Origin of the sequence: Sorangium sp. So ce362, assembly GCF_051519845.1 — a bacterium.
Classification (GTDB): Bacteria; Myxococcota_A; Polyangia; order Polyangiales; family Polyangiaceae; genus Sorangium.
In genome coordinates this window covers 7,619,515-7,641,505 of record NZ_CP150332.1, presented here as the reverse complement: position 1 = coordinate 7,641,505, position 21,991 = coordinate 7,619,515, and the positions used below count along the sequence as shown (strand labels likewise).

The following is a 21,991-nucleotide window of genomic DNA, read 5'->3' as shown; positions in this document are numbered from 1 at the left end:
ACCTCAACGTCTCCGGTTGTACGGGTCCTCCGCCGGCGTCGGCGCGGGAGCCGGCGTCGGCGCGGGCGGCGTCTTCACCGGAGCGGTCGCGGGCGGTCGCGCCTTTCCCACCGAGGCGGGCCTCGAGGTGGCCGCGGTCGCGCTCGACGGCGCCCCGGTCGCCGACGCGCTCGGCGTGGGCGCGGGCGGCGGCGTGGGCGCGGGCGGCGGCGTGGGCGCGGGCGCGGACGGCGCGATCGCCGGGACCGCGTCGCCGGACGGAGCGGGCTGCGCGCCCGCGCCGCCGTGCGGCTCCGGCTCCGCCCCGGCGCTCGCGGCAGGGCGCGGCTCGGCCTCCACCGCGGATCCGCTGGACGGGTGCTCTGCGTCCCCGCCAGCGCTCCCCCGCTGCCACCACACGAGCGCGACAAGGGCACCCACGGCCAGCGCGCCGGCGCCGGCCAGGATCGCGCCCAGGACCGCCGAGCGCGGCGCCGGGCGCTCCGTGCCGACCGAGCGCTCCACGACCGGCGAGACCGTGCCGCCGCCGGCCGTGCCGCCGCCGGCCGAGCCGGCGCTGACCGCGCCGCCGCTCCCCGGGCTCGCCGCGGTGAGCTCCGTGCCGCGCGGCCCGCTCCCTGGGCCTCGCGCCTGCACGGTCGGGCGCCCGGGATCCGAGGACATGAGCGCGCGCCCCCGATCCGGGTGCGCGGACATGCGCGCCGGATCCGCGTGCGAGCCCGGGGCCGGGTCGAACGCCGCGCCCCCCCGCGCCTGGCGGAGCGCGCGCTGCATCGCGTGGGCGTTCGGCCAGCGCCGGTCGGGATCGAACGCGAGGGCCACGTCCATGACGGCGGCGATCGGCGGGGGCACGGCGGGCAGGACGCTGCCCACGGGCGGCGCCGGCTGGGTCATGGCGGCGAGCAGGAGCAGCGGGAATGTCTCGGCCTCGTGCACGTACCGCCCCGAGAGGAGCTGGAACATCGTGCTCCCGACGGCCCAGAGGTCGGTGCGCGCGTCGACCTTGTCCCACTGCCCCCTTGCCTGCTCGGGCGGCATGAACTGCGGCGTCCCCATCAGGGTGCCGGCGCGCGTCGTCGCGTTGTTCGTCGGGGACGAGAGCTCGCGCAACCGCGCGATGCCGAAATCGAGCACCTTCAGCTGTCCCTGGCGCGTGAGGAACAGGTTGTCTGGCTTGAGGTCGCGGTGCACGATCCCGCGCTCGTGCGCGACGGCGAGCACGTCGAGCAGGTCGTCGGCGATGCCGAGCACCTCGTTCACGCCGAGCATGCCGCTCGGCTCGCGCGCGCGGCGCGCCTCGACCGTCTCGCCCTCGAGCAGCTCCATGACCAGGAACACCGAGCCGTCGTCGGTGACGTCGTCGTCGAGCACCCGGACGATGCCCGGGTGGTCCACGCGGTTGGCGACGTAGCCCTCGCGCAGGAACCGCGAGCGCGCCTCCTGGTCCTCGGACAGCTCGCGGCGGAGGATCTTCACCGCGCCGCGCATCCCGTTGCGGTGCGTGCCGGCGTAGACCATGGCCATGCCGCCGAAGCCGAGCAGGTGCTCAAGGCGCCACTTGCCGCGCAGGACCTGGCCTACAAGCGCCTCGGGCCGGAAGCCCGCGGGTTCGACTCGGGTCATCGGCGAAGACCACCCCCGGTCGTGGCCACGGGGGTCATCGCTGCGCCGGCCAGGCCGGCGAAGCCAGCGCGGCGAGCGCGGCAGGGATGGCTGGCGGGCGCGCGATGCATGACGGGCGCATGTTACCCCGGTCTGGCGCGGCGGGGCGCGAAACCGTCAAGGTACGCCCGCGCCCGCCCTCGCACGGGTTCACCACGGCAGGCCCGTCGGCCACGGTCTCCGCCGAGCACGCGTCGCCGCCGTACATCCCAATCGGCGCCGTCGGGGGTACGGCTCGGCCCGGGCAAGTCCTCGCCAGCATGCCCCCATCCTGGGAGGGTGAACGCCTGGCCGTTCGCGATGTTGCTGAACCCGTGCTGGAGGTTGGCCGAGCCATGCTCCGGGGTTGACCCCGCAGGCTTCGACGATGGCCGTTGCAGCATGGAATGATGGCCGACCCATCATTCCATGCTGACGGAGCCACCATCGACCTTGAACCCGCCAGGGGGAGTCCATGGTTCCCCGAACGACGGAGGCTTTCGGCTGGATGCGCACGGGCGCAGCGCCCCGGCGGCGGGGCCGCTGCGCCCCGCGAGGGCCGTGTGCTGCGCCGTCGCGGTGCCTCGTGGTATCTTGCGGTTCATGGAACGAGCCATCCAGGGCCCGCCGCCCGGCCTCGCTGCTCGGTCAGCCGCTGGCGAGCACGCGGCCGTTGGCTATCAACAGGTGCATTCGTGTCGAAGGTTGATCTCAAGAGGGAGCTCAAGCATCTCTACCAGGCATCCGCGAAGGAGGTGGTTCAGGTTGAAGTGCCAACGTTTCGGTTCCTCATGATCGACGGCGAGGGCGACCCCAACACATCACAGGGGTATGCCGGGGCAGTGGAAGCGCTGTTCTCCGTTTCCTACACGACGAAGTTCATGGTGAAGAAGGGGGCGCAAGGAATCGACTATGCGGTGATGCCTCTCGAAGGCCTTTGGTGGTCGGATGACATGTCCGTCTTCACCTCCGACGATAGGTCGAGGTGGAAATGGACGATGATGATCATGCAGCCTCATTTGGTGGAGGAGGCGGTGATCCAGGGGGCCATGGTGGAGGTGAGGCGAAAGAAGGCGCTCCCCGCGGTGGACGCGCTCAGGCTGGAGAGCTTCGCCGAAGGATCATGTGCTCAGGTACTTCACATTGGCCCCTTCACTGAAGAAGGACCGACCATCGAGCGAGTCCATGATTTTATCGGTGCGCGCTCGGCGCTTGCAGGAAAGCACCACGAGGTGTATCTGAGCGACATACGTCGCGCCGATCCGGCCAAGTGGAAGACCATCGTCCGCCAGCCTATGGAGTGATGGTTGACCGATCGTTCAAGCCCACGCCGCTTCGCGGCACGGCTTGACTCAGGCGTTAGCCGAGCGAAGGATCATGGGGCTTTTCGACGTCGTCATCGCCCACGCACACTGCCCCGGCTGTGGTGATTCCACCCGACGGCCTCCGGCCGCGTGTGAAGTGAACGACGACGTTGGGCCGCCGTGTCCTGGCGTGGCGCGAGGTGGCCATCCCCGTCCGCCATGGCGCCGCCACCCCTGAGCTGGAGCTCTGCTCGCATTTTCCCGGCGTTTCGTGTCGGCATGGGGGGTGCTGAAGGCCGAGCGTCATGCCGACCCTCGAGCACAACGCCCTCGTCGAGATGTTCCGCGAGCACCCGGAGCTCGCGCCCCGCTGGCTCGCGACGCTCTTCCACGTCGAGGTGCCGCCGCACGCCTCGGTCGCGGTTGTCGAGTCGTCGCTCGACCAGCTCCTCCCGGTGGAGTTCCGCGCCGATCTGGTGCTCGAGCTTCGAGCCGCGAGCGGCGCGCTCGTGCTGGCGATCGTCATCGAGGTGCAGCGCGACGTGGACCCGGACAAGAGGTTCTCGTGGCCGACGTACGTCACGGTCGTGCGCGCCAGGAAGCGCTGCGGCACGATCGTCCTCGTGGTCGCGCCGGACGCCGGCGTGGCTGCCTGGGCCGCGGAGAACATCGATCTCGGCCTGGGCCGCGGCAACGTCGAGCCGCTTGTGCTCGGTCCGGCGGTCGTCCCCGAGATCACCGAGCCGGCCGACGCGGAGAACGAGACGGAGCTCGCCGTGCTGTCGGCGGTGGCGCACGGCAACGGGCCGAGCGGGCTGACCGTGGTCCAGGCGGCGCTCGCCGGCCTCGGCCGGCTCGACCAGGCGCACGCGATGGTCTATTTTCAGCTCATCTGGAACGGGTTGCGTGAGCCGATGAGGCAGGCTCTGGAGGTATTGGTCATGGAACGGCAGATCGAAGGCGAGGCGACGTTTCCCCCGTTCGTGCAGAAGCTCGTCGATCGCGGCAAGCTCGAGGGCATGCGTGAGGGCGAGCTCAAGGGCATGCGTGAGGGCAGGCTGGAGGGCAAGAGGGACACGCTGCTGCGGCTGCTTGCGCGTGCAGGGATCGTGCTCACCGAGAACGAGAGCGCGCGCATCCAGGCATGCACGGACATCGCGACCCTCGACCGCTGGATCGATAACGTCCTCGGGGCGAAGACTGCCACCGAAGTGCTCTCCTGACGATGGTCGGACGCGGCCCAGCAAGGCGATGAATCCGACGGGCCTCGCCGGCTGATTCATCGTGGGGCGTTGCGAGGGCGCGGGCGAGCTCGAATCCAGCTATTCCGGTTCTGCTTGGCCACTCGATGGGCGGCATGACCGCCGCGGTGGTGGCGAGTCGAGGAGCGGGGGCCATCCGCGGCCTCATCCTTCGCCCGAGATCGATTTCAACAACCCGAGCGCCTGGGAGAGGTGGTCCTGTCGTTCTTGCGTGAGCTGGCGTAGCCGCTGCGGTCACTCGTCCGCTGTGCCGAATCGGGTGTTGCTGCACGCGCAGCACGCGCCCGCTGCTGGCCCAGCAAGGGCGCGACGTCGCGCTGTCCGTGGATGAGGTCGTCCTACCTTGAGGGTCAGGTCAACCCCCGAGGGCAAGGTCGTCCTGGGGGCAGCCTCCTGCGCGGGCCGGGGGCGGCCCGTTGTGGTACAGCCCGTCTCCGACGTGAACGGCGCGAGCGATCGCCCGTCTGCGTCAGACGACGCACCTGGACCGCCGGCCTCCGCGCTCGATCGCGGGCGGCTCGGCTCGAAGGAGTGACGAATGAAGATCGGAATCATCGGTGCCGGCTTGATCGGCGGGTCGCTGGCGAAGCGGTTGGGGAAGCTCGGTCACCAGGTCGTGATCGCGAACTCGCGCGGGCCGGAAACGCTCCGCGAGCTCGCCGCCGAGACCGGGGCCACCCCCGTCACGGCCGCGGAGGCCGCGCGCGGCGGCGAGATCGTGGTCGTCACGATCCCCCAGCGCGCGGTCGTGGACCTGCCGAAGGATCTCTTCGCCGGCGTGCCCGCCGACGTGGTCGTGATCGACACAAACAACTACTACCCGGTCCGCGACGGCAGCATCCCGGCCATCGAGGCGGGGCAGGTCGAGAGCGCGTGGGTCGCCGAGCAGATCGGGCGGCCGGTGGTCAAGGCGTTCAACAACATCTACTTCGAGAGCCTGCTCGCGAAGGGCAGTCCGAAGGGCACGCCGGGGCGCGTCGCCCTCCCGATCGCGGGGGATCCGCCGGAAGCGCGGGCGAAGGTCATGCGCCTCGTCGACGAGCTCGGCTTCGATCCGGTCGACGCGGGCGGCCTCGAGGACTCGTGGCGCCAGCAGCCGGGCACCCCCTGCTACATCCACGACTTCGACGCGCCTCGGCTGAAGGAGGCGCTCGCCGCGGCCGAGCGGAGCCGCGTCCCCGAGTACCGCAAGGCCTCGGACGACTGGCTGCGATCGCTCATCGCGTCGCAGAGCCCGAGCTGAGCCTCCGGGGAGAATTGAATTCAACCCGGAGGGTGTCGAGAGGTGGTGCCCTGATCAGGGCAGACGGCCCACCAGGCAGTTGACGGCTGCTGCCAGGATCGACCGACCGGGGACGAGAGGTTCGAATCCCTCCTCCTCCGCCGAGATCCGTGCGGCTTACTGCGCGGCCGTTGGATCCATCCACAGCACCTCCCAGTGGTGCCCGTCGAGGTCCTCGAAGCTCCGCCCGTACATGAACCCGTGGTCCTGCGGCGGCCCCGCCTCCTTGCCGCCGCCGGCGAGCGCCTTCGCCACCATCGCGTCCACCTCGGCGCGGCTCGCGCACGAGAGCCCGAAGGCCCCCTCCACGTGCGTCGCGGTGTCGCAGATCTCCTTCTTGGTGAACGTCTTGAAGAACGGCTCGACGAGCAGCATCGCGTAGGCGTGCTCGCCGATGAGCATGCAGGCGGCGTTCTCGTCCGTGAACTTGAACGTGAAGCCGAGGGTTTTGAAGAACGCCATGGTGCGATCGAGGTTCTTGATGGGCAGGCTGACGAAGAGCTTGTGGGACATGAGGTGGTCTTCCTTTTGCTCCATGGACCCCCCGCCCGCGGAGAAGTCATCGGTCGCTCGAAAAAAATCTTCGCGCCCCACGCCGGCAGCTCCATGGGCAGGCCCAACGCCGGGAGCGGCCCGTCGCGCACGGGCCAGGACGCGTGATGTCACATCGACGTGGAAACGCCGGGAAACGTAGGTTTCCGTGCTACCTTGCACGTCGGGCAGAGCGCTCCGCCTCGGCTGGAACCCGAGACGGGGCTGCGGAACACCGGAGGGGGCCCGTCCAGCGCAGGTCGCAACGCGCATCATGGGCCTGCCGCCGGGGCCCGGCCGCCGTCGGACGCACGGCCTGTGCTGCCAGGGGCTGCGGACGTGGATTCTGGAGGTGCGCAGCGCCGGGGGCGGGCCGCTTGCTTGCGGGCGCGTCAGGAGGCGGAGCTGGTGGAGGCGCGGAGCGGCTCGGCGGGGAGCTCGCGCTCCCTGGCGGCGGGGACGAGCTTGGGGGCGGTCTTGAGGTGGGTGACGTACAGGGTGAGGCCCGTGAAGGTGATGCCGCCGAGCATGTTGCCGACGACGGTCGGGATCTCGTTCCACACGATGTAGTCCATGACCGAGAAGTTGCCGCCCATGAGCATGGCCGACGGGAACAGGAACATGTTCACCACGGAGTGCTCGAACGTCATCGCGAAGAACAGCATGATGGGCATCCACATCGCCGTCACCTTGCCGCCGACGGTGTTGGAGATCATCGCGCCGACCACGCCGGTCGAGACCATCCAGTTGCAGAGCACGCCGCGCACGAAGAGCGTCAGCATGCCGGCGGCGCCATACTCCTTGTAGCCGAGCGTGCGCGCCTCGCCGATGCCGGAGATGGCCTTGCCGACGGCGCTCGGCTCCGTGGAGAAGCCGAAGGTGAAGACGACCGCCATCATCACGGCGACGGTGACGGCGCCGGCGAAGTTGCCCGTGAAGACCAGGCCCCAGTTGCGCAGGACGCCGCCCAGGGTGACGCCCTTGCGGCGATCGATCAGCGCCAGCGGCGACAGCACGAACACACCCGTGAGCAGATCGAAGCCCAGCAGGTACAGCATGCAGAAGCCGACCGGGAACAGCATCGCGCCGATGATCGGGTATCCCGTCTGCTGGGTGACCATCACCGCGAAGACGGCGGCGAGCGCGAGCAGCGCGCCGGCCATGTACGCTCGGATCAACGTGTCCCGGGTCGACATGAAGACCTTGGACTCGCCCGCATCGACCATCTTGGTGACAAATTCTGCCGGCGCCAAATAGGACATAAGCTTGGCTTTCCTCCGTGAAGACGTGACTTGCGACAGGACTCGAGCTTGGCGCGCCCGCCCCTGTCAGGCCGCGCCGCGCTGGCCGGCGCGGCCTGGGCGGCAGCGCGAACGGATCGCCCCGGCGTGTGCCGGAGTGATCGAGCTCCCTCGACGTCCCGCGGAGTGTAGACGCGGCTTCATTTCGTCAATGTTTCCGTCGACGATCGAACTGCGATTTATCGAAAGGAGAGGTTTGGGGCCGGCGCAGGGAGCCCCTTTCACGCCGCCCCAGGTGGACCCGCCGAGGCGCGTTTGCCGTGTCTTGTCCTGCGAATCGGAATTCTGGATGAAGAGTCCCAACGGTGGGACTTGACGTCTCCGAAACGTCTGGACTTCCTTCTCCCCCAGGCGGGAGGGCAGCCGAGGCTCAGCGCGCGCAGCATCGCGGCTTCGAGCGGCTGTCGGGTCGCGAGCGCAGTCCCCCTCGGTCGCTGGTAGAGCGCTTCGGGGAGAGCGAGGGTGACGGTGGCGGTCGACATCGCGCCGGGGTGGACGCGGGAGGCAAGCCCGCTTCGCCGTCGAGCCAAGCACGAGGAGCACCCCGGCTCCTCCCCGGCCAGCCGCGATGACGAGAGCGAACGCACCGCGGGGCTGCCGGCTGGGGCGGTGCGCGGGAGGCTTTCGGCTGGATGCGCAGGGGCGCAGCGCGCCGCCGCAGGAGCGCAGGGGCGCTGCGCCCGGGAGGAGACCTACTCGTGGACGGCGGCGTAGCGGCCGCTGGGGGTGACGATGACGTGCGCGGTGAGCGGGACGTGCAGCTCCGCCGAGCGATGAAGGGGTAGCCAGCGCTACGCGGGCGGGTGCCAGCCCACCTGGGCCCAGCGCCGACGTGCGGCGACGATCGTCGGGCGGTTCATCCGGAGCGCGATGACCGTTGCTCTACCGGACGGTGTCACGCCCTCTACCCTGGTTGCGTCGACGCTCCACGTGAAGTGATCGCTCCAGCGATGGAGGCGCGGATTGAAGAGCGGTACGACTTCTCCCGTCAGCGGGTCGACCGACTCCGTGGCGCCTGCCTTGAACTCGTTGCATGGGCGGCATGCGAGGCATACATTCTCGAACGAGGTCGGCCCGCCCTTCGAGACCGGCGTGATGTGATCGTAAGTCAGGGGAATTCCGCTATTGGCCTCGCTTGTCAGGCAGTATTGACAGCGGCGCCGATCGGCCTCCTCGATACGAGAACGGAGCAGTTCGGAGACGTAGGTTGACACCGCAGTCCGTCTTCCATCTCGTGGAGGGCGCGCGCTACGGAGAAGCGACCGCGTGCCCGCGCCATCGCAGGAGCGCCGCAGCGTGCGCCTTGCGGAGCATGAACAGGTCGCTCTCGTGGCGAAGACGCGCGAGCTCGATGCGCTCCGCCGGCGTGAGGAGCCCCTGAGTGTTCCGGTCGAGCAGCTCGTCGTAGCGCGCGAGCTCGGCTTCGGACCTGTGGCTCTTCGCGATTTGCCAGAGCGCCTGGTCGTCCATCTTGTCGAGGCAGGCGAGGTCGACCTGGAACTCCGGGGGCGCGTCGTCCCAGGCGGGAGGGCTGCCGAGGCTCAGCGCCCGCAGCATCACGGCTTCGAGCGGCTGTCGGGTCGCGAGCGCAGTCCCCCTCAGCCGCTGGTAGAGCGCCTCGGGGAGAGCGAGGGTGACGGTGGCGGTCGACATCGCGCTGGGGTGGACGCGGGAGGCAAGCCCGCTCCGCCGTCGAGCCTAGCACGAGGAGCACCCCCCGCTCCTCTCCGCCGACCGCGATGACGAGGCGGCCCGGGCTCGGCCGGATGGCGCGGCAGTGCGTGGTTCGTCGTCGGCGCTGCTCGTTCTCGACCGCGAGGGCCGTGTGCTGCGCCGTCGCGGTGCCTCGTGGTATCTTGCGGCTCATGGAACGAGCCATCCAGGGCCCGCCGCCCGGCTTCGACGATCTCACCGTGCACGAGCAGATCGAGTACGTCCAGGCGCTCTGGGAGCGGATCGCGGCGAGGGAGGACGAGGTGCCGGTATCCGAGTGGCACAAGGCCGAGCTCGATCGCCGGTTCGCCGAGTACGAGGCCGCACCGGATGCTGGCCGGTCCTGGGAACAGGTCGAGGCCGACCTCCGTGCGCGCCTCGCAACGCGTCGATGAGTCGGCTCCTCGTTCGCCCGTCTGCCGAGCTGGACATCCGGGAGGCGGCGGACTGGTACGAGGGCTTACTCGTGGACGGCGGCGCAGCGGCCGCTGGGCGTGACGATGACGTGGGCCGTGAGCGGGGCGTGCAGTTCCGCGGAGAGGTGGCGCAGCTCCAGGGTCATCGCTTCGTCCTCGCGGATCGGCGTCGGGTCGCTGCTGGGGTGGGATCGTTGGCGCTTCGACGATCGACGATTCATCAAGGCGGCCGCTCACCCAGTTCCCCAGCCAGCGACAGGATTCTCTGGCGGATCTCGCCAGACAGCCACATGCCCGCATCGGCGAGCTTGTCGACCCACGGTCCGACGTTCTGCGTGATCCCTCGAGACTTTGCCTCCAGCAAGATCTTGAGCGTTCCCCAGACGACCAGCCCTGCCGCTTGAGCCGTGCGTCGTGCCAGCGCATCGTCGAGGAGAATCACACGGGATGGATTTTCCAGCGCCAGGGCCATGGCTGCAAGCTCTCCCGCTCCCAGGTCGAGCGCGAGCCATTCCGATGGCTTGGATTGGGGGTCGACGATCTTCACCCACCCATGAGTGCTCAGCGTGGGGACCTCATACCCCCTGGCGTCGCCCCTCCTTCAACTCAAGATCGACAGCGCTGGGGACCCAGACGTCTTTGAACATCTCGGCGAGCCAGTCGATGGCGCCGATGCGGTGAAGGTACAGCAGGGGTGAGGTATTGCTGATGGCCTCAACCAACTGCGGCCTCCAGCGCGCGGAGCTCGGCGTCGAGAGGGAAAACCTTGTAGCGACCCAGACTCAAGAGAAATTCGACTCGCGCCATGCCGGCGAGCTCCGCAGCGCGGCCGGACGAGAGCCGCCCCAGCTCGTACAGCTTGACCGCGGCGAGGGTGCGGAGCTCTCGCGCGAACTCAGCTTCGTCCATCTTCTCCGCAAGGAGCACCTTCTCGGGCACATCCACCACAATCTGTCGAGTTGCCATGTTCCGTCCTTGGTTGCTCGGAGGGGCGGGCAACTCTGCTTTTAGCACGAATTTTAGCGCGAAAGGTGCCGGGCGAGCACGCTGAGGAGCTCAGCGATCTTCATCGGAGCGAGCATGCGGTCCTCGCGCGCGCCTGCTCTCACGGGCGAGGCAAGCGGCGCCAGGCGTCTCGCCGACCGTCATTGCGCGGATCCTGCCCGGTGTTGTGACCAGAGACTTCCGCGATGGCCATCCACCAGGCCGGACCAGATGGGGCGGGGACGCCATCCGCCAGTCTGAGCCGCCGCTGCCGGAGGCTTGGGGAGCAGTCGGCCGGCGCGATGCGCCGGGGCTTTCGGCTGGATGCGCAGGGGCGGGGCGCGCCGGCGGCGGGGCGCAGCGCGCCGCGAGGGCAACCTCGTGGACGGCGGCGTAGCGGCCGCTGGGGGTGACGATGACGTGGGCGGTGAGCGGGACGTGCAGCTCCGCGGAGAGGTGGCGCAGCTCCAGGGTCATCGCTTCGTCCTCGCGGGTCGGCGTCGGGTCGCCGCTCGGGTGGTTATGGGCCAGGACGAAGCTGTGGGCGGCCATGTCCAGCGCCGTGCGCAGGACGGTGGAGCGGCCGACGTGGAGGGCGTCGTCGGAACCGCGGGCGAGCAGGCGCCGAGCCGGACTATTGGCGCCCGCGCCAGGTGAAGGGCCGCCGCTTCTGATGTGCAATCGCGAGGATACGAAGGTGATCGTCGCGTACCCGGTACAGCACGCTGTAGGGAAATCGCCGCACGAGCCCCCAGCGAACATCGTTCTCCACTGCCATCCCCGTGAGCGGGACGCAGCCAGGGCATCGACTGCACCTTGAACCTCGGCGAGAAAGGTGTCGCCAAGGCCAGGACGTGCCCGAGCTTAGTGAGCGGCGGCCTCGTTCAGCTCGACCTCAGCCAGGTCGTGAACGATGACCGGGAGCGTCACCGGAGCCGCGCGCGGGCGTCACGAAAGACGTCCTCGGCCGGTCGGCCCCGGGACGGATCTGCGTCAAGCTCTGCGTCCCGGCGCGTCGCTTCCTCGGTCCAGAGGCGTCTGTGATCCTCCTCGGAGAGCTCATCCAGGCTTTCCAGAAGCGTCTCTGCGAGACGTGCCCGCTCCGCGACGGGCAGCTTCAGGGCTTCGGTTTCCAGCTCGGGAAGGTTCACGGGGGGATTGTACCGCGCGGCTCGGAGGCTGCCCAGGCGCGCTTCCCCATCGGCGAGGAGACGCCGCGACGACGGCGATGGCCGACGTCGACTGGCGTGGCGCAGGCACGGAGCGACCTGACCGAGCTCGGGCTAGCCAAGCCATGGTCGGTTGCTCCACGTGCTCCAGCGCCTCTGCGGCTGCCGGGGCTCGCGGAGCTCCCGGCCGGGGCGGTGCGCGGGAGGCTGGCTGCTGGATGCGCAGGGGCGCTGTGCCCGCGAGGAGACCTACTCGTGGACGGCGGCGTAGCGGCCGCTGGGCGTGACGATGACGTGGGCGGTGAGCGGGACGTGCAGCTCCGAGCCGAGGTGGCGCAGCTCCAGGGTCATCGCTTGGTCCTCGCGGGTCGGCGTCGGGTCGCCGCTGGGGTGGTTATGGGCCAGGACGAAGCTGTGGGCGGCCATGTCCAGCGCCGTGCGCAGGACGGTGGAGCGGCCGATGTAGAGGGCGTCGTCGGAACCGCGGGCGAGCAGGCGCGTCTCGCGGACGCGGCCGTGGCTGTCGAGCGCGGCGATCCAGAGCTCCTCGTGGACCAGGGAGGCGAGCCTCGGGCCGAAGTACCGCGCCACGCGGGCGGCGTCGGTGAGGAGCGCGCCCCGGCGCGCGCGGGCGGCGTGGGTGCGGCGGCCGAGCTCGAAGGCGGCGGCGAGCCGGGTCGCGTCGAAGAGGGCGATCTGGGTGCGCTCGGCGAGCGCCGCGGGCGAGAGGCGACCGAGGGAGGGGAGAGCGGCCGTGCCGAGGAGGCGCGGGCCGACGCCGGGCAGGCCGAGCACCATCTCGAGGAGGGCGGCCTCGGTCGCGGTCGGCAGCTCGGCCGCCGTCTCGGCGGGGGCGTCGACGGGGGCGCGGCTCATCGGGCTCATCGGGGCCACCTCCGAGAGCGGGTGAGGGCGCGGGCGAAGAGGCGGCGCGCGAGGCGGAGGCGGGTGGCGACCGTGGGGCGCGGGAGCGAGAGGGAGGCGGCGATCTCGAGCGAGGAAAGGCCGGTGGCGGCGAGCGACAGGATCTCGCGCAACTCGGGGCGGAGACGGTGGAAGGCGCGGAGGAGGCCGCGGGCGACGAGGCGGGCCTCGGGAGAGGGGGCGGCGAAGGCGGAGAGGCGGTCAGGGTCGACCGCGGGGAGCTCGTGGCGGCGGTGGGCCTTGTCGCGGTAGTGCGAGGCCTGCCGCGAGGCGATGCCGGCGAGCCAGCGGCGGAGGGCGTCGGCGGGAGGAAGAGCGGAAGAGCGGGGGAGGGGCGGAAGCGGCCGGCGCGCAGGCTGCGCCAGGCGCCGAGGAGGGTGTCCTGGGTGAGGTCGTCGAGATCGGCGGGGAGAACGCCGCGGGCGCGGAGGGTGCTGCGGATGAGCGGGCGCTGTTCGAGGAGCGCGGTGGGGTCGAGATAGACGGCGGGGTGCGGGGGCTGGGGATGAAGGGGTTTGGACGGGCGGGCGAGCCGGCTAAGAGCAGCGGGGCGGGGGCGGCGACGGGAGGGCGGATCGATCTCTTGGCCCTGGTCAGGGCGTAGACGTACGGTTTCCATGTCGGACCTCGTGAACGCGGGGTTCGGCCACGCCTCCGGACGGTGCCAGCCGTCGCGGGGGCACTTTGTGTTTTGTTCAGGGTACGTGCGAGGCACGATCCGAGTCAAGTAAAGTCGCAATCCACGACTACTTTTGGCCCTCCCAGGTTCAGCCCGTGGCGATGGAACCCATCGAGACTGATACGGTTTTTCGGTACATCGCGGCGAACGTGCAGCGGCTTCGGGTCAGGCGAGGGCTGACCCAGGACGAGCTGGCGGCAGCGGCGGACGTGAGCCCTGGCCTGCTCCATCGCCTCGAGCGCGCGAAGACCAACGTCAGCGTCGCGGCGCTTGTGGCGATCGCCAACGCCCTCGGCGTGACACCAGCAGCACTGTTCCGGCCAGCCGAGATGCCGGAGACGACGCGCGGGAGGCCGCGCAAGCGTCTCGCCGGCCCTTGACGGCCATCCCTCGCTGCCCGCAGTCGACCGCCTACGGCTATCGCCGGTGCTCCTCACCGTGACGCAGAACTGGCGCATGCTTTGCGCAGACGCTGCACCGCGCCGCGGCGAACTCTACAGGCCGTAGCAGCTTGAGGGCCCCAGCCGATGACTGGCCGGGCCATTGCAGGGCCACTTCTTCGCTTCGGAGGGGTAGGGCATCGAGGAACCGCTCGCGCCTTCGTCCGTTGGAGAGCCCGCTCGGTCCTGCGCTGGCCTCCTTGACAAGGTGGACCAGCCGTCGGCTAGGCTACCTTTCCACGATGCATGGGGGCGGCACGAGGGGGTGGGGGCGGAGTTCAAGGCGCTCCACGCGGAAGCGGCGGTCAGCGGTCGAGAGGACTGATTACGCCGAGAGGGCCGCGGTCGACGATGTGGGTGTAGATCATCGTGGTCCGCACATCCTTGTGGCCGAGCAATGTCTGGATCGTCCGGATGTCGGTGCCCGCCTCGAGCAGGTGGGTCGCGAAGCTGTGGCGGAGGGTATGGCATGTCGCGCGCTTGGTGAGCCCCGACGCCCGTCCGGCATTGTTCACGGCCCTTTGCACCGCCGATTCGTGCAGGTGGTAGAGGACCTGTCGACCCGTCGCTGGATCGGTGCAAGGGCGAGAGGCGGGGAAGAGGTACTGCCAGGGGAGGCTCGTGGCTGCTCCTGGCATCTTCGCTCGCAGAGCGTGGGGCAGGTCGACCTCGCCGCGGCCAGCCGCGAGTTCCTTCTTGTGCCGTTGCGCCACGGCGTCGAGCTGGGCCTGCAGCTCGTCGCGCGCCCGAGCGGGGAGCAAGGCCGGCCGGTCGTGCTGTCCTTTCCCGCGGCGCACCATGATTTGCCGTCGATCAAGGTCGACGTCTTTGACGCGAATCGAAAGCGCTTCGAGGAGGCGGAGGCCGCTTCCGTAGAGGAGCTCGCCGATGAGTCGAAAAGGTGGAATCAGGTGCTCGAGCAAGGTGAGAGCGTCCTTTCGCGAGAGGACCGTGGGGAGGTGCTCCGGCCGGCGGGCACGCTCGAGCGCTTCGAGCCGGGGTATCTGCAGGTCGAGGACCCGCTTGTAAAGGAAGAGGAGCGCGCACAGCGCTTGGTTCTGCGTGGACGCCGCGCTGCGGCGCGCGACCGCAACATCGTTGAGGAAGGCCGTGACCTCTTCCGCGCCCATCTGCCGTGGGTGCTTGCCGTGATGAAAGCGAATAAATGCCCGGATCCAATGGACATACGCCTCTTCGGTACGCGGCGAGTAATGCAGGCGCCGGATGGTGGCGCGCACGGCTTCGATGAGGGTCATGGGGGTGGTTCCGATTGGTTGGGGCCGGTTCGTCGGACCCGCAGTGACCCTTATCGGCGCAGGGCGGGCGCGAGTTGCGGCGGCCAGCGGATATTTGGGCCGCACATCAGTCGCCCGAGGCAATCAATCACAGGCACGCATCTTGCTTCTCGTCACACCGTCGCCGTCCGAAGCCCATCAACGGCGATACGTAGTTGTGTAGCGGCGGCCTATCTCCGGAGATGCGCAGATAGCCTGCGGAAGATCGCGACCTATCCGCGGGGATATCTAGATATGCTGCGGGGTGCCGCGACTCATCCGCGAGAACACGGTGATCGGGCACCGCGGTTCGCAGCCTACATGCAAAAATGCGAAGATATGTCGCGCGGCACAGATGATTGCGATGTTAGCTTGGTAAAAAGACGGATGAGAACATGATTTCTTCCACCTCCGAGACCGCGAGGCCTCCTCGGGTTTTCCTGAGCTATGCGGATGAGGACAAAGCCATCGCCCGTCGTGTGGCAGAAGCTTTTCAGGCCAGCGGTGGACACGTCTGGCTTGACGAATGGGAGCTCGGCCCTGGTGATTCGATCGCCAGTCGGGTTGACGAGGCCCTCGCGTCGGCGGATGTCATCGTTGTTCTCCTCTCGCACCACGCTCTCGAGTCGCGATGGATTCAGGCAGAACTGGCTGCGACTCTGGCTGGCGAGTTACGGGATCGTGCGATCACTGTGATTCCAGCGCTGATTGAGGACTGCGAAGTCCCGACGGCTCTTTACAATAGATTGTACCTTGACCTGCGCGACGATCTAGAAGCTCGCGTTCGTCGTTTTGCAACTCAATTTCATGCAATTCCCGACGTCGACTTCACTCTTCTTGATGCGCCGGCATTCGAGGCATTGATCACCGATCTTCTCACCACAATCGGCTTCGTAGAGGTAGCGGTCGTCGTCGGCCGCGATATCGGCTTCGACTTGGTCGCATCCTACCGTACCAAGGATCCATTCGGCGCTGAGAAGACCGAAAAGTGGCTAGTCCAGACAAAGCTCTACAAGCAGCAGCGCGTCGGCGTGCAGGTGTTGATGCAGCTCCTTGGCGCCCTCTCAAGCCTGCCCGGCATCAACCACGGTCTCGTGGTGACGAACAGCCGGCTGACCTCGGTCGCGCGCGAATTTCTTGCCGAGCACGCGGAGAAGACTGGTCACGCCATACGGGTCGTCGATGGCGCCGAATTGGTCACCATCCTCGTTCAGCACCCCGACCTGATGCGCCGCCACTTCCGCGGGAGCCAACTGCGATGACGCCGGCGAGTATCCTTCGCCAGCGCATAAAGCACTGTCCTCCGGGTCGCCCCGGCTGGAGGGAATTCGAGAACATCTGCATCGAAGCTCTCCGATTTCTCTTTGTGCCTCCACTGCATGAGCCCCATATTCAGCCACGCTCCTACTCTGGCATTGATCGGCGTGACGCGGTGTTTCCCAATAGGAATATTGGCTCGTCGAACACTTGGGGCCAGCTATACACCGAACTCGCGGCACGCATGATCTTGTTCGAGTTCAAGAACTATGACTCCGAGGAGATCGGCAAGGAAGAGACAAATCAGACGCGCAACTATTTGACCGCGCCGATGGGACGTCTCGCTATCATGTGCTGCAACAAGATTCCGGATCGCGCAGCACACATTAAGCGTAACACCATTTTTAGCGAGGAGCGGAAAGTTATTCTCTTTCTTACCAGAGACCACTTCTTGGAAATGCTCGCCATCAAAGAGCGAGGTGATGATCCCTCAGACTTGATCATGGATTTGGTCGAACGATTTTACCTTCAACACGAGTAGCATGAGAAGAGAGCAAGCTAACACGGCAATGCAGCTGACAACCGCCGTCGCGGCACGCAGCGTCCTTCGGCCGCTGCGCTTGCTCCCGGCGGTTGCAGCTGATTACCCACGTTAGAGGGCGCATGAACAATCTCGACAAGCTGGTAGAGAGGCTCTACTCAGAAACCGACTTTGCTCGTAGCATCGCCACTTCGGTTGCCGGCATAGTCGGCTTGGTCATCTACTTAGTGCAGCGTGATTGGGTTATTGCTGCTTTCTCGGCAGTAATCGTGTTCCCAGTCGTTCGCCTAGCGTCCGCTCGCATTCATGAGCGCCGACAACGGGCCGAGAAGCGCCGGATGAACCGAGAAGATGCAGCAGAGAACTACAGCCGCCTGAGCGAGCATGAGCAGGCCGTTGTGCAAGCCTTCGTCGAGGCAGGCGGGGCAGTTCTCACGTGGTCCCAAGTCAACGCTTTAGAGTTGCGCGGGCCGGCAATCGAGTCACTGATCCATCGCGAGCTTCTCGGCACGTCAATGACGGCCGACGGCATGCGGGAGACATTCGTACTAGATCCAGGGCTGTTTGAGGCCGGGGTTGCTAGAGCACGGTCGGCGCCCTCTAACAGTTCGTCCAAGCCGACGCCGCTTCGCGGCGCGGCTTAACTCAGGTGTTGGGCCGCGGAGTACCTTGCACATCGTAACCACGTTATCCGACATCGGTCCGTAGAGTCATGCCGACGGGGCTTTCTTCTGACCCACAGAACGCGTAACCTACGAACCCGGAGAACTACGAATGAACAAGGTAGAACTCGAGACGTGGCTGACGGCCGCAAGAGCGAGCACCATCGCCGAACTTAAGTTCGGATCAGACTGGTGGCCCATGACCACGGGTTCCGAGCAAGCTTATGCGTCGGCCTGGGCTCTAGCGTTCTTCATCCACGCGGCCCACGACCGATGCGCTGGAAATGAGCTGACGGCCGCCTGCAGTGCAGGAGATAAGAAGGAAGATAACGACAAGATTCTCAAGGCACTGTGGACCAACGGATCTTCGCGCCTGCATCAGCCGGAGCAAGTGCTCGTTGATTTTTCTGTTCACAACTGGAACGCATCGAGCCCTATTCAGCTCACCGGAGAGAGCGAGACGTATGCGGCTCATGGCGTCGGAGACTCGCTGACGAGTAAGGATGGGTACTCCTGGGATTTCTACAAGCTCCTCATCGTACCGAGCGCCACGCGACTGTTCTTCGCCCGTGTGGGAGGAGCAGACGGTGAAGATGCGAGTACGCGGTGCTCCAAGCTGGCTCAGACGCTCATGGGGCTGGTTGACTGGTATGGCCCCGCCCTCCTTCGGCCCCACGACGAACTGGGCGCTGTAATCCTGCCATCTGCGAAGAAGGCCCACGCGGATACGATTCTTCTATGGCTCGATCGGGGTCGACTGAGACAGGAACGCATCTCCAAGCCGCTTCTGCTGAATGCAGGCGAACAAGATAAGGAGAGCACCTGAATAGCCTAGTTCTTCCCGAGCGCGGCGAGTCTCTTGGATCCTAGCGATTCGGAAGTATAAGAGGTGCAATGGCTACCGTACATGTCTCTCCGGCCGTGAACGATTCCCAGAGCAGGGCAAAGGCGCAACAGTTGGCCGATGCCTGGGAAAAGGCACTTACGAACCTGGGAAGCAGGGGTGACTTCATCGTATCGCACGGCAAGGATGAACCCTCTGCCGACGTTGAAGGTAAGCCGTTCGATGGAGGCCTGTGGATCGCAACGAGTCCGCGCAAGTGCTACGTGTTCGTGAACAGGAACGGCCACCAGAGCGATTTCGTGGGAGCCGCATCCCCGAATCACGCTTCACAGCGGTATCGACCTGGATGTTGTACCTGTGGTGGTGGCCACTGACGTAGGGTTTCGCTGTGTTGTTCCGCGATGATTGCCACGCGTGCGGCCCAACTCCGCGCTGCTGCGGGCGGGCCGCGAGCCGTTCGGCGGACGGAGCTCGAAGCCCTTCGGTCGATGGTGGCGGTCTCCCCGGTCGTTGCTTGCCGCTCAGTTCCCGGTCGTCTGGGCGACCGCTCGAAGGTGCAGGACGACGACGGCTGCACGTCGCGATGGGGAACGGAAGTCGTTGCCCCGGGATGTCCGCGTTGATACGCTAATCAGGTGCAACGCGCAGAACATCAGCTTGAGCCCAAGATTCGAGAAATTATCGACCGCGTCGAGCACCGTTATCCCGGCGACGCGGGTCTCCTCGCCGCGATCGACCTGGTCGCCGGGACCCTCGACGAACTGCCCCGCGAATTCGCGTTCGATGCCGACCCAGATCTGCGACTGGCCACGCTCGAAGCAAACCGTGTGTCGAAAAATGAGGCTCTGCTTCTGGTCGCACAGAATCTGCACGGCTGGTTAGGATTCGCGGTCTATGCGACGGTCTTCAAGACGTCGGAATTGGTGGACGATGTGATTTCCGGACTTAACGATGCGCGCCCACTGCGAGTCGTAACAGCGGCGCGCTCGCTGATGGAGCACGCGGCGGTGTTGAACTCGTTCTATCGCGACGTGGCCCAGTCGTTGGATTTACTCGGTTCGTCAGCCTTCCGGGACGTCGTGCGCGGGTTGGTGGAGGGCTACGGCATTGCGCTGAGGTTCGCGCAGAGCACACGGTTCAACTGGGCCGCAGGAATCGCTGGGGATCTCGATCGGTTCTACGATCACTCCGGCAGTGTCGACGGGGGCAGCAAGGCGACGAACGTACTCACGCTCATCGACAAGCTGCCGCAGACCGTGAAGGGCGGGACGGCGTTCTTTTACGGGATGCTTTGCGATTTTGTTCACCCGAACGGTGCATCACACATGCTCACGGCGCGCATCGTGATGCCACTTCCAGGCGGGCGAATGCGCTACGAGCTGGCCCGACCCAACAACTCCGACGAAGCGTACGAGATGGTTGTCCATGTGATCGCGATCCCGGTCCGGGAGTCCTTACTCCTGCTGACCGGGCAGTTGCTCGATCTCGAACATCGGAGGCGCATCCTCTCGGAGACGATCGGCATGATTCGCAGCGCGGCGCCACCTACAGGTCCGATTCCATAGCGTCTGTTGGTCGGTCAACCTCGCTCGTGGGCGATCGCGGCTCGCGGCCGTTGCTTGAACAGCAGCTCAGGATGACTGAGAGTGTCCGCTGGCCGATAGATAGTATCGGCCGACCAGCCGACTTCGCCGCCCGCGCGCAAGACCGCCGCCGGACAATTGCATGCAGCTGACGGCGGTCCACCCCGGCTTCGCCGGGCTGGACCCGCGCCGCCTGCGGCCTCGCGGGCAAGCCGCCGCAGCTGATGCAAAGGGCGTTAGCCGGACCTATTCGAGGCCACCAAATCCGCTGACAACGACATGACCGGACGAAGGTGGGAACAGACGCCATATGGACGAACGATGTTCAGCGCCGGTCCTCGAACGAGGGGCCTGTTCGACGAGATTCGCGGCACATTGACGGGGAACGTGCGTGGTGCTTGACCGCGGACTGCGACTGCTCCGCAGCCAGCTGAACAAGACGCGAGGTCGTGGCGCGCCACGGCGTCCTCCTCGGCGGGGTTCCGGCTCACCCGCAGGCCGTTGACTGGGCCAAAAAGCAAGGATTTCCGGGCACTTATCGCTCGACCGGCGACGTTGGTCGCGTCCGAGGCCGGCTCGTGGTACTCTCCATGTTCGCATGAAGCGGTACTCTGCTCAGGTTGCGGATGCGGTGGTTGAAGCTCTTGCCACCTCGTTCCACTACAAGGAGGATCTCGGTTCATTCTTAGTGCGCTGCGGTGTCCCGGGAGACACTGTGCAAGCCTGTCAGTTTACGCGGAACGGGCCACCTCGCCGGGTCAGCGCGAGAATGCTCGTGGACGGGCTCGCGGCTCATCCTGCCACGGGGACCGAGTTGATGCGACTCATCATTCAAGGCCTACTGGCGGAGGACCTTGACTTTCCAAGGCTTAGAAAGCTCGAAGACGGTGAACAGCGCGTAGCGAGCGCACGTCGCGCTCTGTCAGAGTTGAAGGACCTCGTCAGCGGCGAGTTCGCTGCCGAACGGAGGAAACGAGAACGGCAGGACGGCCTCGAAAAGAGCCGCCTGGATGCTTCGCTGATTCAGCATCGTGCATCGATGCTCCGAGGGCTCCGCGGTCGCTTCATGGCACTGTTTGCGGCGAGCGACCACCAGGGTCGCGGCAAGCAATTCGAAGTGCTTCTCAAAGACCTCTTTGAACTGTTCGACCTTTCTCCACGAGGCTCGTTTCGCCCAGACGGGGAGGAGATCGACGGCTCGATCATTCACGAGGGACAACACATCCTCGTCGAAGCGAAGTGGGAGACAAAGCCCATCGAGACCGCGCCGATCGGCGTGTTTCGTCAGAAGGTCGAGGACAAGCTCAAGACGACACTTGGGTTGTTCGTATCCATGTCCGGTTACTCACCCGCGGCGGTGGAGAAAGCTGGCGGCGGTGGCGCCCGTTCGATGATCCTGATGGAGGGAACGGAGCTTATGCCGGTGTTTGAAGGGCAGGTAGATCTTCGTGACCTTCTCGCGCGGAAGATTCGCCGTGCGCATGAGACTGGAGAAGCGTTCTTTAAGCCATATTCTTAGCTAACCGAGCCGTCCGATTGGCGCCGGCTAACATGGTCATCCAGTGCGCCCGCATCGCGCCGAGGACCGCGGTCTCCGCGGCGGGCGTCGCGGGGCGACCGAGCAGCAGCGCGCTGATCGCGAGGTGCCCGATCCCGGTGACGACCCACGCCCACGCGGCCACCTGAAACAGCACCTGTGCACGGCACCTCATGACAGCCCTCGTTTCTTTGCCGCCGGTCCCTGGCGGGGGCGCTCCACATGCTGCCGTTTGGACCTGGAGCACGGCCCTGGACATTTCAATACGGCACCGAATGGTCTCACCGGCCGACCGCGCCGGGCCGCCGTCGCGTCCGTCCTCCGCGCCGCCGGGCAATCCGTCAGCCCGCTTGCCGCCGACGCTCGAGAGCCCGCCGTCCGCCTCGCTGGGGCTCGCCGCCGTCGCCGCCCTGGCCACCGTCGGACGTCTCGATCTCGCTGTCGCGCACGGTCACCCCGGCGTGCAGCGCGACGAGGCCGATGCTCGGGTAGCAGGACGACGGAACGGAAGACGGCGAGCCGGAAGGGAGAAAGGGTTGCGCAGCAACCACAAAGGGCACCCGAGACGGCGACGGGGCTGCGCGGGAGACCACCGGGGCTGCGCGGGAGACCACCGGGGCTGCGCAGGAGCCGGACGGTTGTAACAA

25 protein-coding genes and 2 pseudogenes are annotated in these 21,991 nt (G+C 66.9%); 13 read left to right on the top strand and 14 right to left on the bottom strand.

The window, feature by feature from the left end; translation table 11 throughout:
- Positions 1 to 3 precede the first annotated feature (3 nt).
- Entirely contained in the window at positions 4 to 1,623 is a 1,620-nt protein-coding gene (locus WMF17_RS29120) for a protein kinase domain-containing protein (protein ID WP_437644284.1), read from the bottom strand.
- A gap of 713 nt (positions 1,624 to 2,336) precedes the next feature.
- Here WMF17_RS29120 and WMF17_RS29115 point away from each other — a divergent pair.
- The 4 genes and pseudogenes from WMF17_RS29115 (at position 2,337) to WMF17_RS29100 (ending at position 5,450) form a co-directional block, all read left to right on the top strand.
- Complete coding sequence (locus tag WMF17_RS29115; RefSeq protein WP_437644283.1) at positions 2,337 to 2,945, top strand: GyrI-like domain-containing protein; 609 nt, start codon at positions 2,337 to 2,339, stop codon at positions 2,943 to 2,945.
- Between the two features lie 305 nt (positions 2,946 to 3,250).
- Entirely contained in the window at positions 3,251 to 4,168 is a 918-nt protein-coding gene (locus WMF17_RS29110; protein ID WP_437644282.1) for a hypothetical protein, read from the top strand.
- A 104-nt stretch (positions 4,169 to 4,272) separates the two neighbouring features.
- Positions 4,273 to 4,359 (top strand): annotated as a pseudogene (locus WMF17_RS29105) (alpha/beta fold hydrolase); the annotation flags it as partial.
- Positions 4,360 to 4,745: 386 nt separating this feature from the next.
- Positions 4,746 to 5,450: an NADPH-dependent F420 reductase gene (locus WMF17_RS29100; RefSeq protein ID WP_437596431.1), complete on the top strand. Its 705-nt coding sequence runs from the start codon at positions 4,746 to 4,748 to the stop codon at positions 5,448 to 5,450.
- Between the two features lie 156 nt (positions 5,451 to 5,606).
- On the opposite strand, the gene WMF17_RS29095 is transcribed toward WMF17_RS29100, so the two are convergent.
- The 4 genes from WMF17_RS29095 to WMF17_RS29080 form a co-directional block, all read right to left on the bottom strand.
- Positions 5,607 to 6,002 (bottom strand): VOC family protein, encoded by a 396-nt coding sequence (locus WMF17_RS29095; protein WP_437596430.1) that lies wholly within the window; start codon positions 6,000 to 6,002, stop codon positions 5,607 to 5,609.
- Positions 6,003 to 6,412: 410 nt separating this feature from the next.
- Positions 6,413 to 7,282 (bottom strand): formate/nitrite transporter family protein, encoded by an 870-nt coding sequence (locus WMF17_RS29090; RefSeq protein WP_437596429.1) that lies wholly within the window; start codon positions 7,280 to 7,282, stop codon positions 6,413 to 6,415.
- Positions 7,283 to 8,112: 830 nt separating this feature from the next.
- Complete coding sequence (locus WMF17_RS29085; RefSeq protein ID WP_437644281.1) at positions 8,113 to 8,535, bottom strand: HNH endonuclease; 423 nt, start codon at positions 8,533 to 8,535, stop codon at positions 8,113 to 8,115.
- 34 nt (positions 8,536 to 8,569) lie between these two features.
- The gene (locus WMF17_RS29080) at positions 8,570 to 8,974 is read right to left on the bottom strand and encodes a hypothetical protein (protein WP_437596424.1); all 405 of its coding nucleotides are present in this window, start codon (positions 8,972 to 8,974) and stop codon (positions 8,570 to 8,572) included.
- A 212-nt stretch (positions 8,975 to 9,186) separates the two neighbouring features.
- On the opposite strand from WMF17_RS29080, the gene WMF17_RS29075 reads away from it, so the two are divergent.
- Positions 9,187 to 9,429 carry an addiction module protein gene (locus WMF17_RS29075; protein ID WP_437644280.1) on the top strand — a complete coding sequence of 81 codons (243 nt, stop codon included), beginning with the start codon at positions 9,187 to 9,189 and terminating at the stop codon, positions 9,427 to 9,429.
- Positions 9,430 to 9,494: 65 nt separating this feature from the next.
- Here WMF17_RS29075 and WMF17_RS29070 read toward each other — a convergent pair whose 3' ends face one another.
- The 8 genes and pseudogenes from WMF17_RS29070 to WMF17_RS29035 form a co-directional block, all read right to left on the bottom strand.
- On the bottom strand, positions 9,495 to 9,671 hold the full coding sequence (locus WMF17_RS29070; protein WP_437651412.1) for a JAB domain-containing protein: 177 nt from the start codon (positions 9,669 to 9,671) through the stop codon (positions 9,495 to 9,497).
- Positions 9,671 to 9,997: a DUF3368 domain-containing protein gene (locus tag WMF17_RS29065; protein WP_437644279.1), complete on the bottom strand. Its 327-nt coding sequence runs from the start codon at positions 9,995 to 9,997 to the stop codon at positions 9,671 to 9,673. Before WMF17_RS29065 ends, WMF17_RS29070 begins: the two co-directional genes overlap by 1 nt.
- A 28-nt stretch (positions 9,998 to 10,025) precedes the next feature.
- Complete coding sequence (locus tag WMF17_RS29060; RefSeq protein WP_437644278.1) at positions 10,026 to 10,172, bottom strand: hypothetical protein; 147 nt, start codon at positions 10,170 to 10,172, stop codon at positions 10,026 to 10,028.
- Positions 10,165 to 10,416 (bottom strand): UPF0175 family protein, encoded by a 252-nt coding sequence (locus WMF17_RS29055; protein WP_129572626.1) that lies wholly within the window; start codon positions 10,414 to 10,416, stop codon positions 10,165 to 10,167. Before WMF17_RS29055 ends, WMF17_RS29060 begins: the two co-directional genes overlap by 8 nt.
- 396 nt (positions 10,417 to 10,812) lie before the next feature.
- Positions 10,813 to 11,058 (bottom strand): annotated as a pseudogene (locus WMF17_RS29050) (JAB domain-containing protein); the annotation flags it as partial.
- Between the two features lie 302 nt (positions 11,059 to 11,360).
- Positions 11,361 to 11,585, bottom strand: a complete 225-nt coding sequence (locus WMF17_RS29045; protein WP_437644277.1) for an addiction module protein — start codon at positions 11,583 to 11,585, stop codon at positions 11,361 to 11,363.
- Between the two features lie 267 nt (positions 11,586 to 11,852).
- Positions 11,853 to 12,479, bottom strand: coding sequence for a JAB domain-containing protein (locus WMF17_RS29040; protein ID WP_437651410.1), 627 nt, complete (start codon positions 12,477 to 12,479; stop codon positions 11,853 to 11,855).
- Between the two features lie 5 nt (positions 12,480 to 12,484).
- A complete protein-coding gene (locus WMF17_RS29035) occupies positions 12,485 to 12,802 on the bottom strand; it encodes an RNA polymerase sigma factor (RefSeq protein ID WP_437651408.1) in 318 nt (105 codons plus the stop codon).
- 505 nt (positions 12,803 to 13,307) lie between these two features.
- On the opposite strand from WMF17_RS29035, the gene WMF17_RS29030 reads away from it, so the two are divergent.
- On the top strand, positions 13,308 to 13,586 hold the full coding sequence (locus WMF17_RS29030) for a helix-turn-helix domain-containing protein (RefSeq protein WP_020464947.1): 279 nt from the start codon (positions 13,308 to 13,310) through the stop codon (positions 13,584 to 13,586).
- 365 nt (positions 13,587 to 13,951) lie between these two features.
- On the opposite strand, the gene WMF17_RS29025 is transcribed toward WMF17_RS29030, so the two are convergent.
- Positions 13,952 to 14,902, bottom strand: coding sequence for an integron integrase (locus WMF17_RS29025; RefSeq protein WP_437335414.1), 951 nt, complete (start codon positions 14,900 to 14,902; stop codon positions 13,952 to 13,954).
- A 413-nt stretch (positions 14,903 to 15,315) separates the two neighbouring features.
- Here WMF17_RS29025 and WMF17_RS29020 point away from each other — a divergent pair, with 413 nt between their 5' ends.
- From WMF17_RS29020 to WMF17_RS28990, 7 genes are all read left to right on the top strand, one after another.
- Positions 15,316 to 16,182: a TIR domain-containing protein gene (locus WMF17_RS29020; protein WP_437644276.1), complete on the top strand. Its 867-nt coding sequence runs from the start codon at positions 15,316 to 15,318 to the stop codon at positions 16,180 to 16,182.
- Positions 16,179 to 16,718, top strand: a complete 540-nt coding sequence (locus WMF17_RS29015; RefSeq protein WP_437644275.1) for a hypothetical protein — start codon at positions 16,179 to 16,181, stop codon at positions 16,716 to 16,718. Before WMF17_RS29020 ends, WMF17_RS29015 begins: the two co-directional genes overlap by 4 nt.
- Before the next feature lie 122 nt (positions 16,719 to 16,840).
- Complete coding sequence (locus WMF17_RS29010; RefSeq protein ID WP_437644274.1) at positions 16,841 to 17,362, top strand: hypothetical protein; 522 nt, start codon at positions 16,841 to 16,843, stop codon at positions 17,360 to 17,362.
- 130 nt (positions 17,363 to 17,492) lie between these two features.
- Entirely contained in the window at positions 17,493 to 18,206 is a 714-nt protein-coding gene (locus WMF17_RS29005) for a hypothetical protein (RefSeq protein WP_437644273.1), read from the top strand.
- A 653-nt stretch (positions 18,207 to 18,859) separates the two neighbouring features.
- Complete coding sequence (locus tag WMF17_RS29000; protein ID WP_437644272.1) at positions 18,860 to 19,789, top strand: hypothetical protein; 930 nt, start codon at positions 18,860 to 18,862, stop codon at positions 19,787 to 19,789.
- A 616-nt stretch (positions 19,790 to 20,405) separates the two neighbouring features.
- Positions 20,406 to 21,326: a restriction endonuclease gene (locus WMF17_RS28995; protein ID WP_437644271.1), complete on the top strand. Its 921-nt coding sequence runs from the start codon at positions 20,406 to 20,408 to the stop codon at positions 21,324 to 21,326.
- Between the two features lie 32 nt (positions 21,327 to 21,358).
- Positions 21,359 to 21,493: a hypothetical protein gene (locus tag WMF17_RS28990; protein WP_437644270.1), complete on the top strand. Its 135-nt coding sequence runs from the start codon at positions 21,359 to 21,361 to the stop codon at positions 21,491 to 21,493.
- Positions 21,494 to 21,991 lie beyond the last annotated feature (498 nt).

What these genes read in the sequence shown, in the direction of transcription:
- WMF17_RS29120 (WP_437644284.1), bottom strand. Translation starts at nt 1,623, where the DNA reads ATGACCCGAGTCGAACCCGCGGGCTTCCGGCCCGAGGCGCTTGTAGGC.
- WMF17_RS29110 (WP_437644282.1), top strand. Translation starts at nt 3,251, where the DNA reads ATGCCGACCCTCGAGCACAACGCCCTCGTCGAGATGTTCCGCGAGCAC.
- WMF17_RS29100 (WP_437596431.1), top strand. Translation starts at nt 4,746, where the DNA reads ATGAAGATCGGAATCATCGGTGCCGGCTTGATCGGCGGGTCGCTGGCG.
- WMF17_RS29095 (WP_437596430.1), bottom strand. Translation starts at nt 6,002, where the DNA reads ATGTCCCACAAGCTCTTCGTCAGCCTGCCCATCAAGAACCTCGATCGC.
- WMF17_RS29090 (WP_437596429.1), bottom strand. Translation starts at nt 7,282, where the DNA reads ATGTCCTATTTGGCGCCGGCAGAATTTGTCACCAAGATGGTCGATGCG.
- WMF17_RS29080 (WP_437596424.1), bottom strand. Translation starts at nt 8,974, where the DNA reads ATGTCGACCGCCACCGTCACCCTCGCTCTCCCCGAGGCGCTCTACCAG.
- WMF17_RS29075 (WP_437644280.1), top strand. Translation starts at nt 9,187, where the DNA reads ATGGAACGAGCCATCCAGGGCCCGCCGCCCGGCTTCGACGATCTCACC.
- WMF17_RS29070 (WP_437651412.1), bottom strand. Translation starts at nt 9,671, where the DNA reads ATGAATCGTCGATCGTCGAAGCGCCAACGATCCCACCCCAGCAGCGAC.
- WMF17_RS29055 (WP_129572626.1), bottom strand. Translation starts at nt 10,416, where the DNA reads ATGGCAACTCGACAGATTGTGGTGGATGTGCCCGAGAAGGTGCTCCTT.
- WMF17_RS29040 (WP_437651410.1), bottom strand. Translation starts at nt 12,479, where the DNA reads ATGAGCCGCGCCCCCGTCGACGCCCCCGCCGAGACGGCGGCCGAGCTG.
- WMF17_RS29030 (WP_020464947.1), top strand. Translation starts at nt 13,308, where the DNA reads ATGGAACCCATCGAGACTGATACGGTTTTTCGGTACATCGCGGCGAAC.
- WMF17_RS29025 (WP_437335414.1), bottom strand. Translation starts at nt 14,902, where the DNA reads ATGACCCTCATCGAAGCCGTGCGCGCCACCATCCGGCGCCTGCATTAC.
- WMF17_RS29020 (WP_437644276.1), top strand. Translation starts at nt 15,316, where the DNA reads ATGATTTCTTCCACCTCCGAGACCGCGAGGCCTCCTCGGGTTTTCCTG.
- WMF17_RS29015 (WP_437644275.1), top strand. Translation starts at nt 16,179, where the DNA reads ATGACGCCGGCGAGTATCCTTCGCCAGCGCATAAAGCACTGTCCTCCG.
- WMF17_RS29010 (WP_437644274.1), top strand. Translation starts at nt 16,841, where the DNA reads ATGAACAATCTCGACAAGCTGGTAGAGAGGCTCTACTCAGAAACCGAC.
- WMF17_RS29005 (WP_437644273.1), top strand. Translation starts at nt 17,493, where the DNA reads ATGAACAAGGTAGAACTCGAGACGTGGCTGACGGCCGCAAGAGCGAGC.
- WMF17_RS28995 (WP_437644271.1), top strand. Translation starts at nt 20,406, where the DNA reads ATGAAGCGGTACTCTGCTCAGGTTGCGGATGCGGTGGTTGAAGCTCTT.
- WMF17_RS28990 (WP_437644270.1), top strand. Translation starts at nt 21,359, where the DNA reads ATGGTCATCCAGTGCGCCCGCATCGCGCCGAGGACCGCGGTCTCCGCG.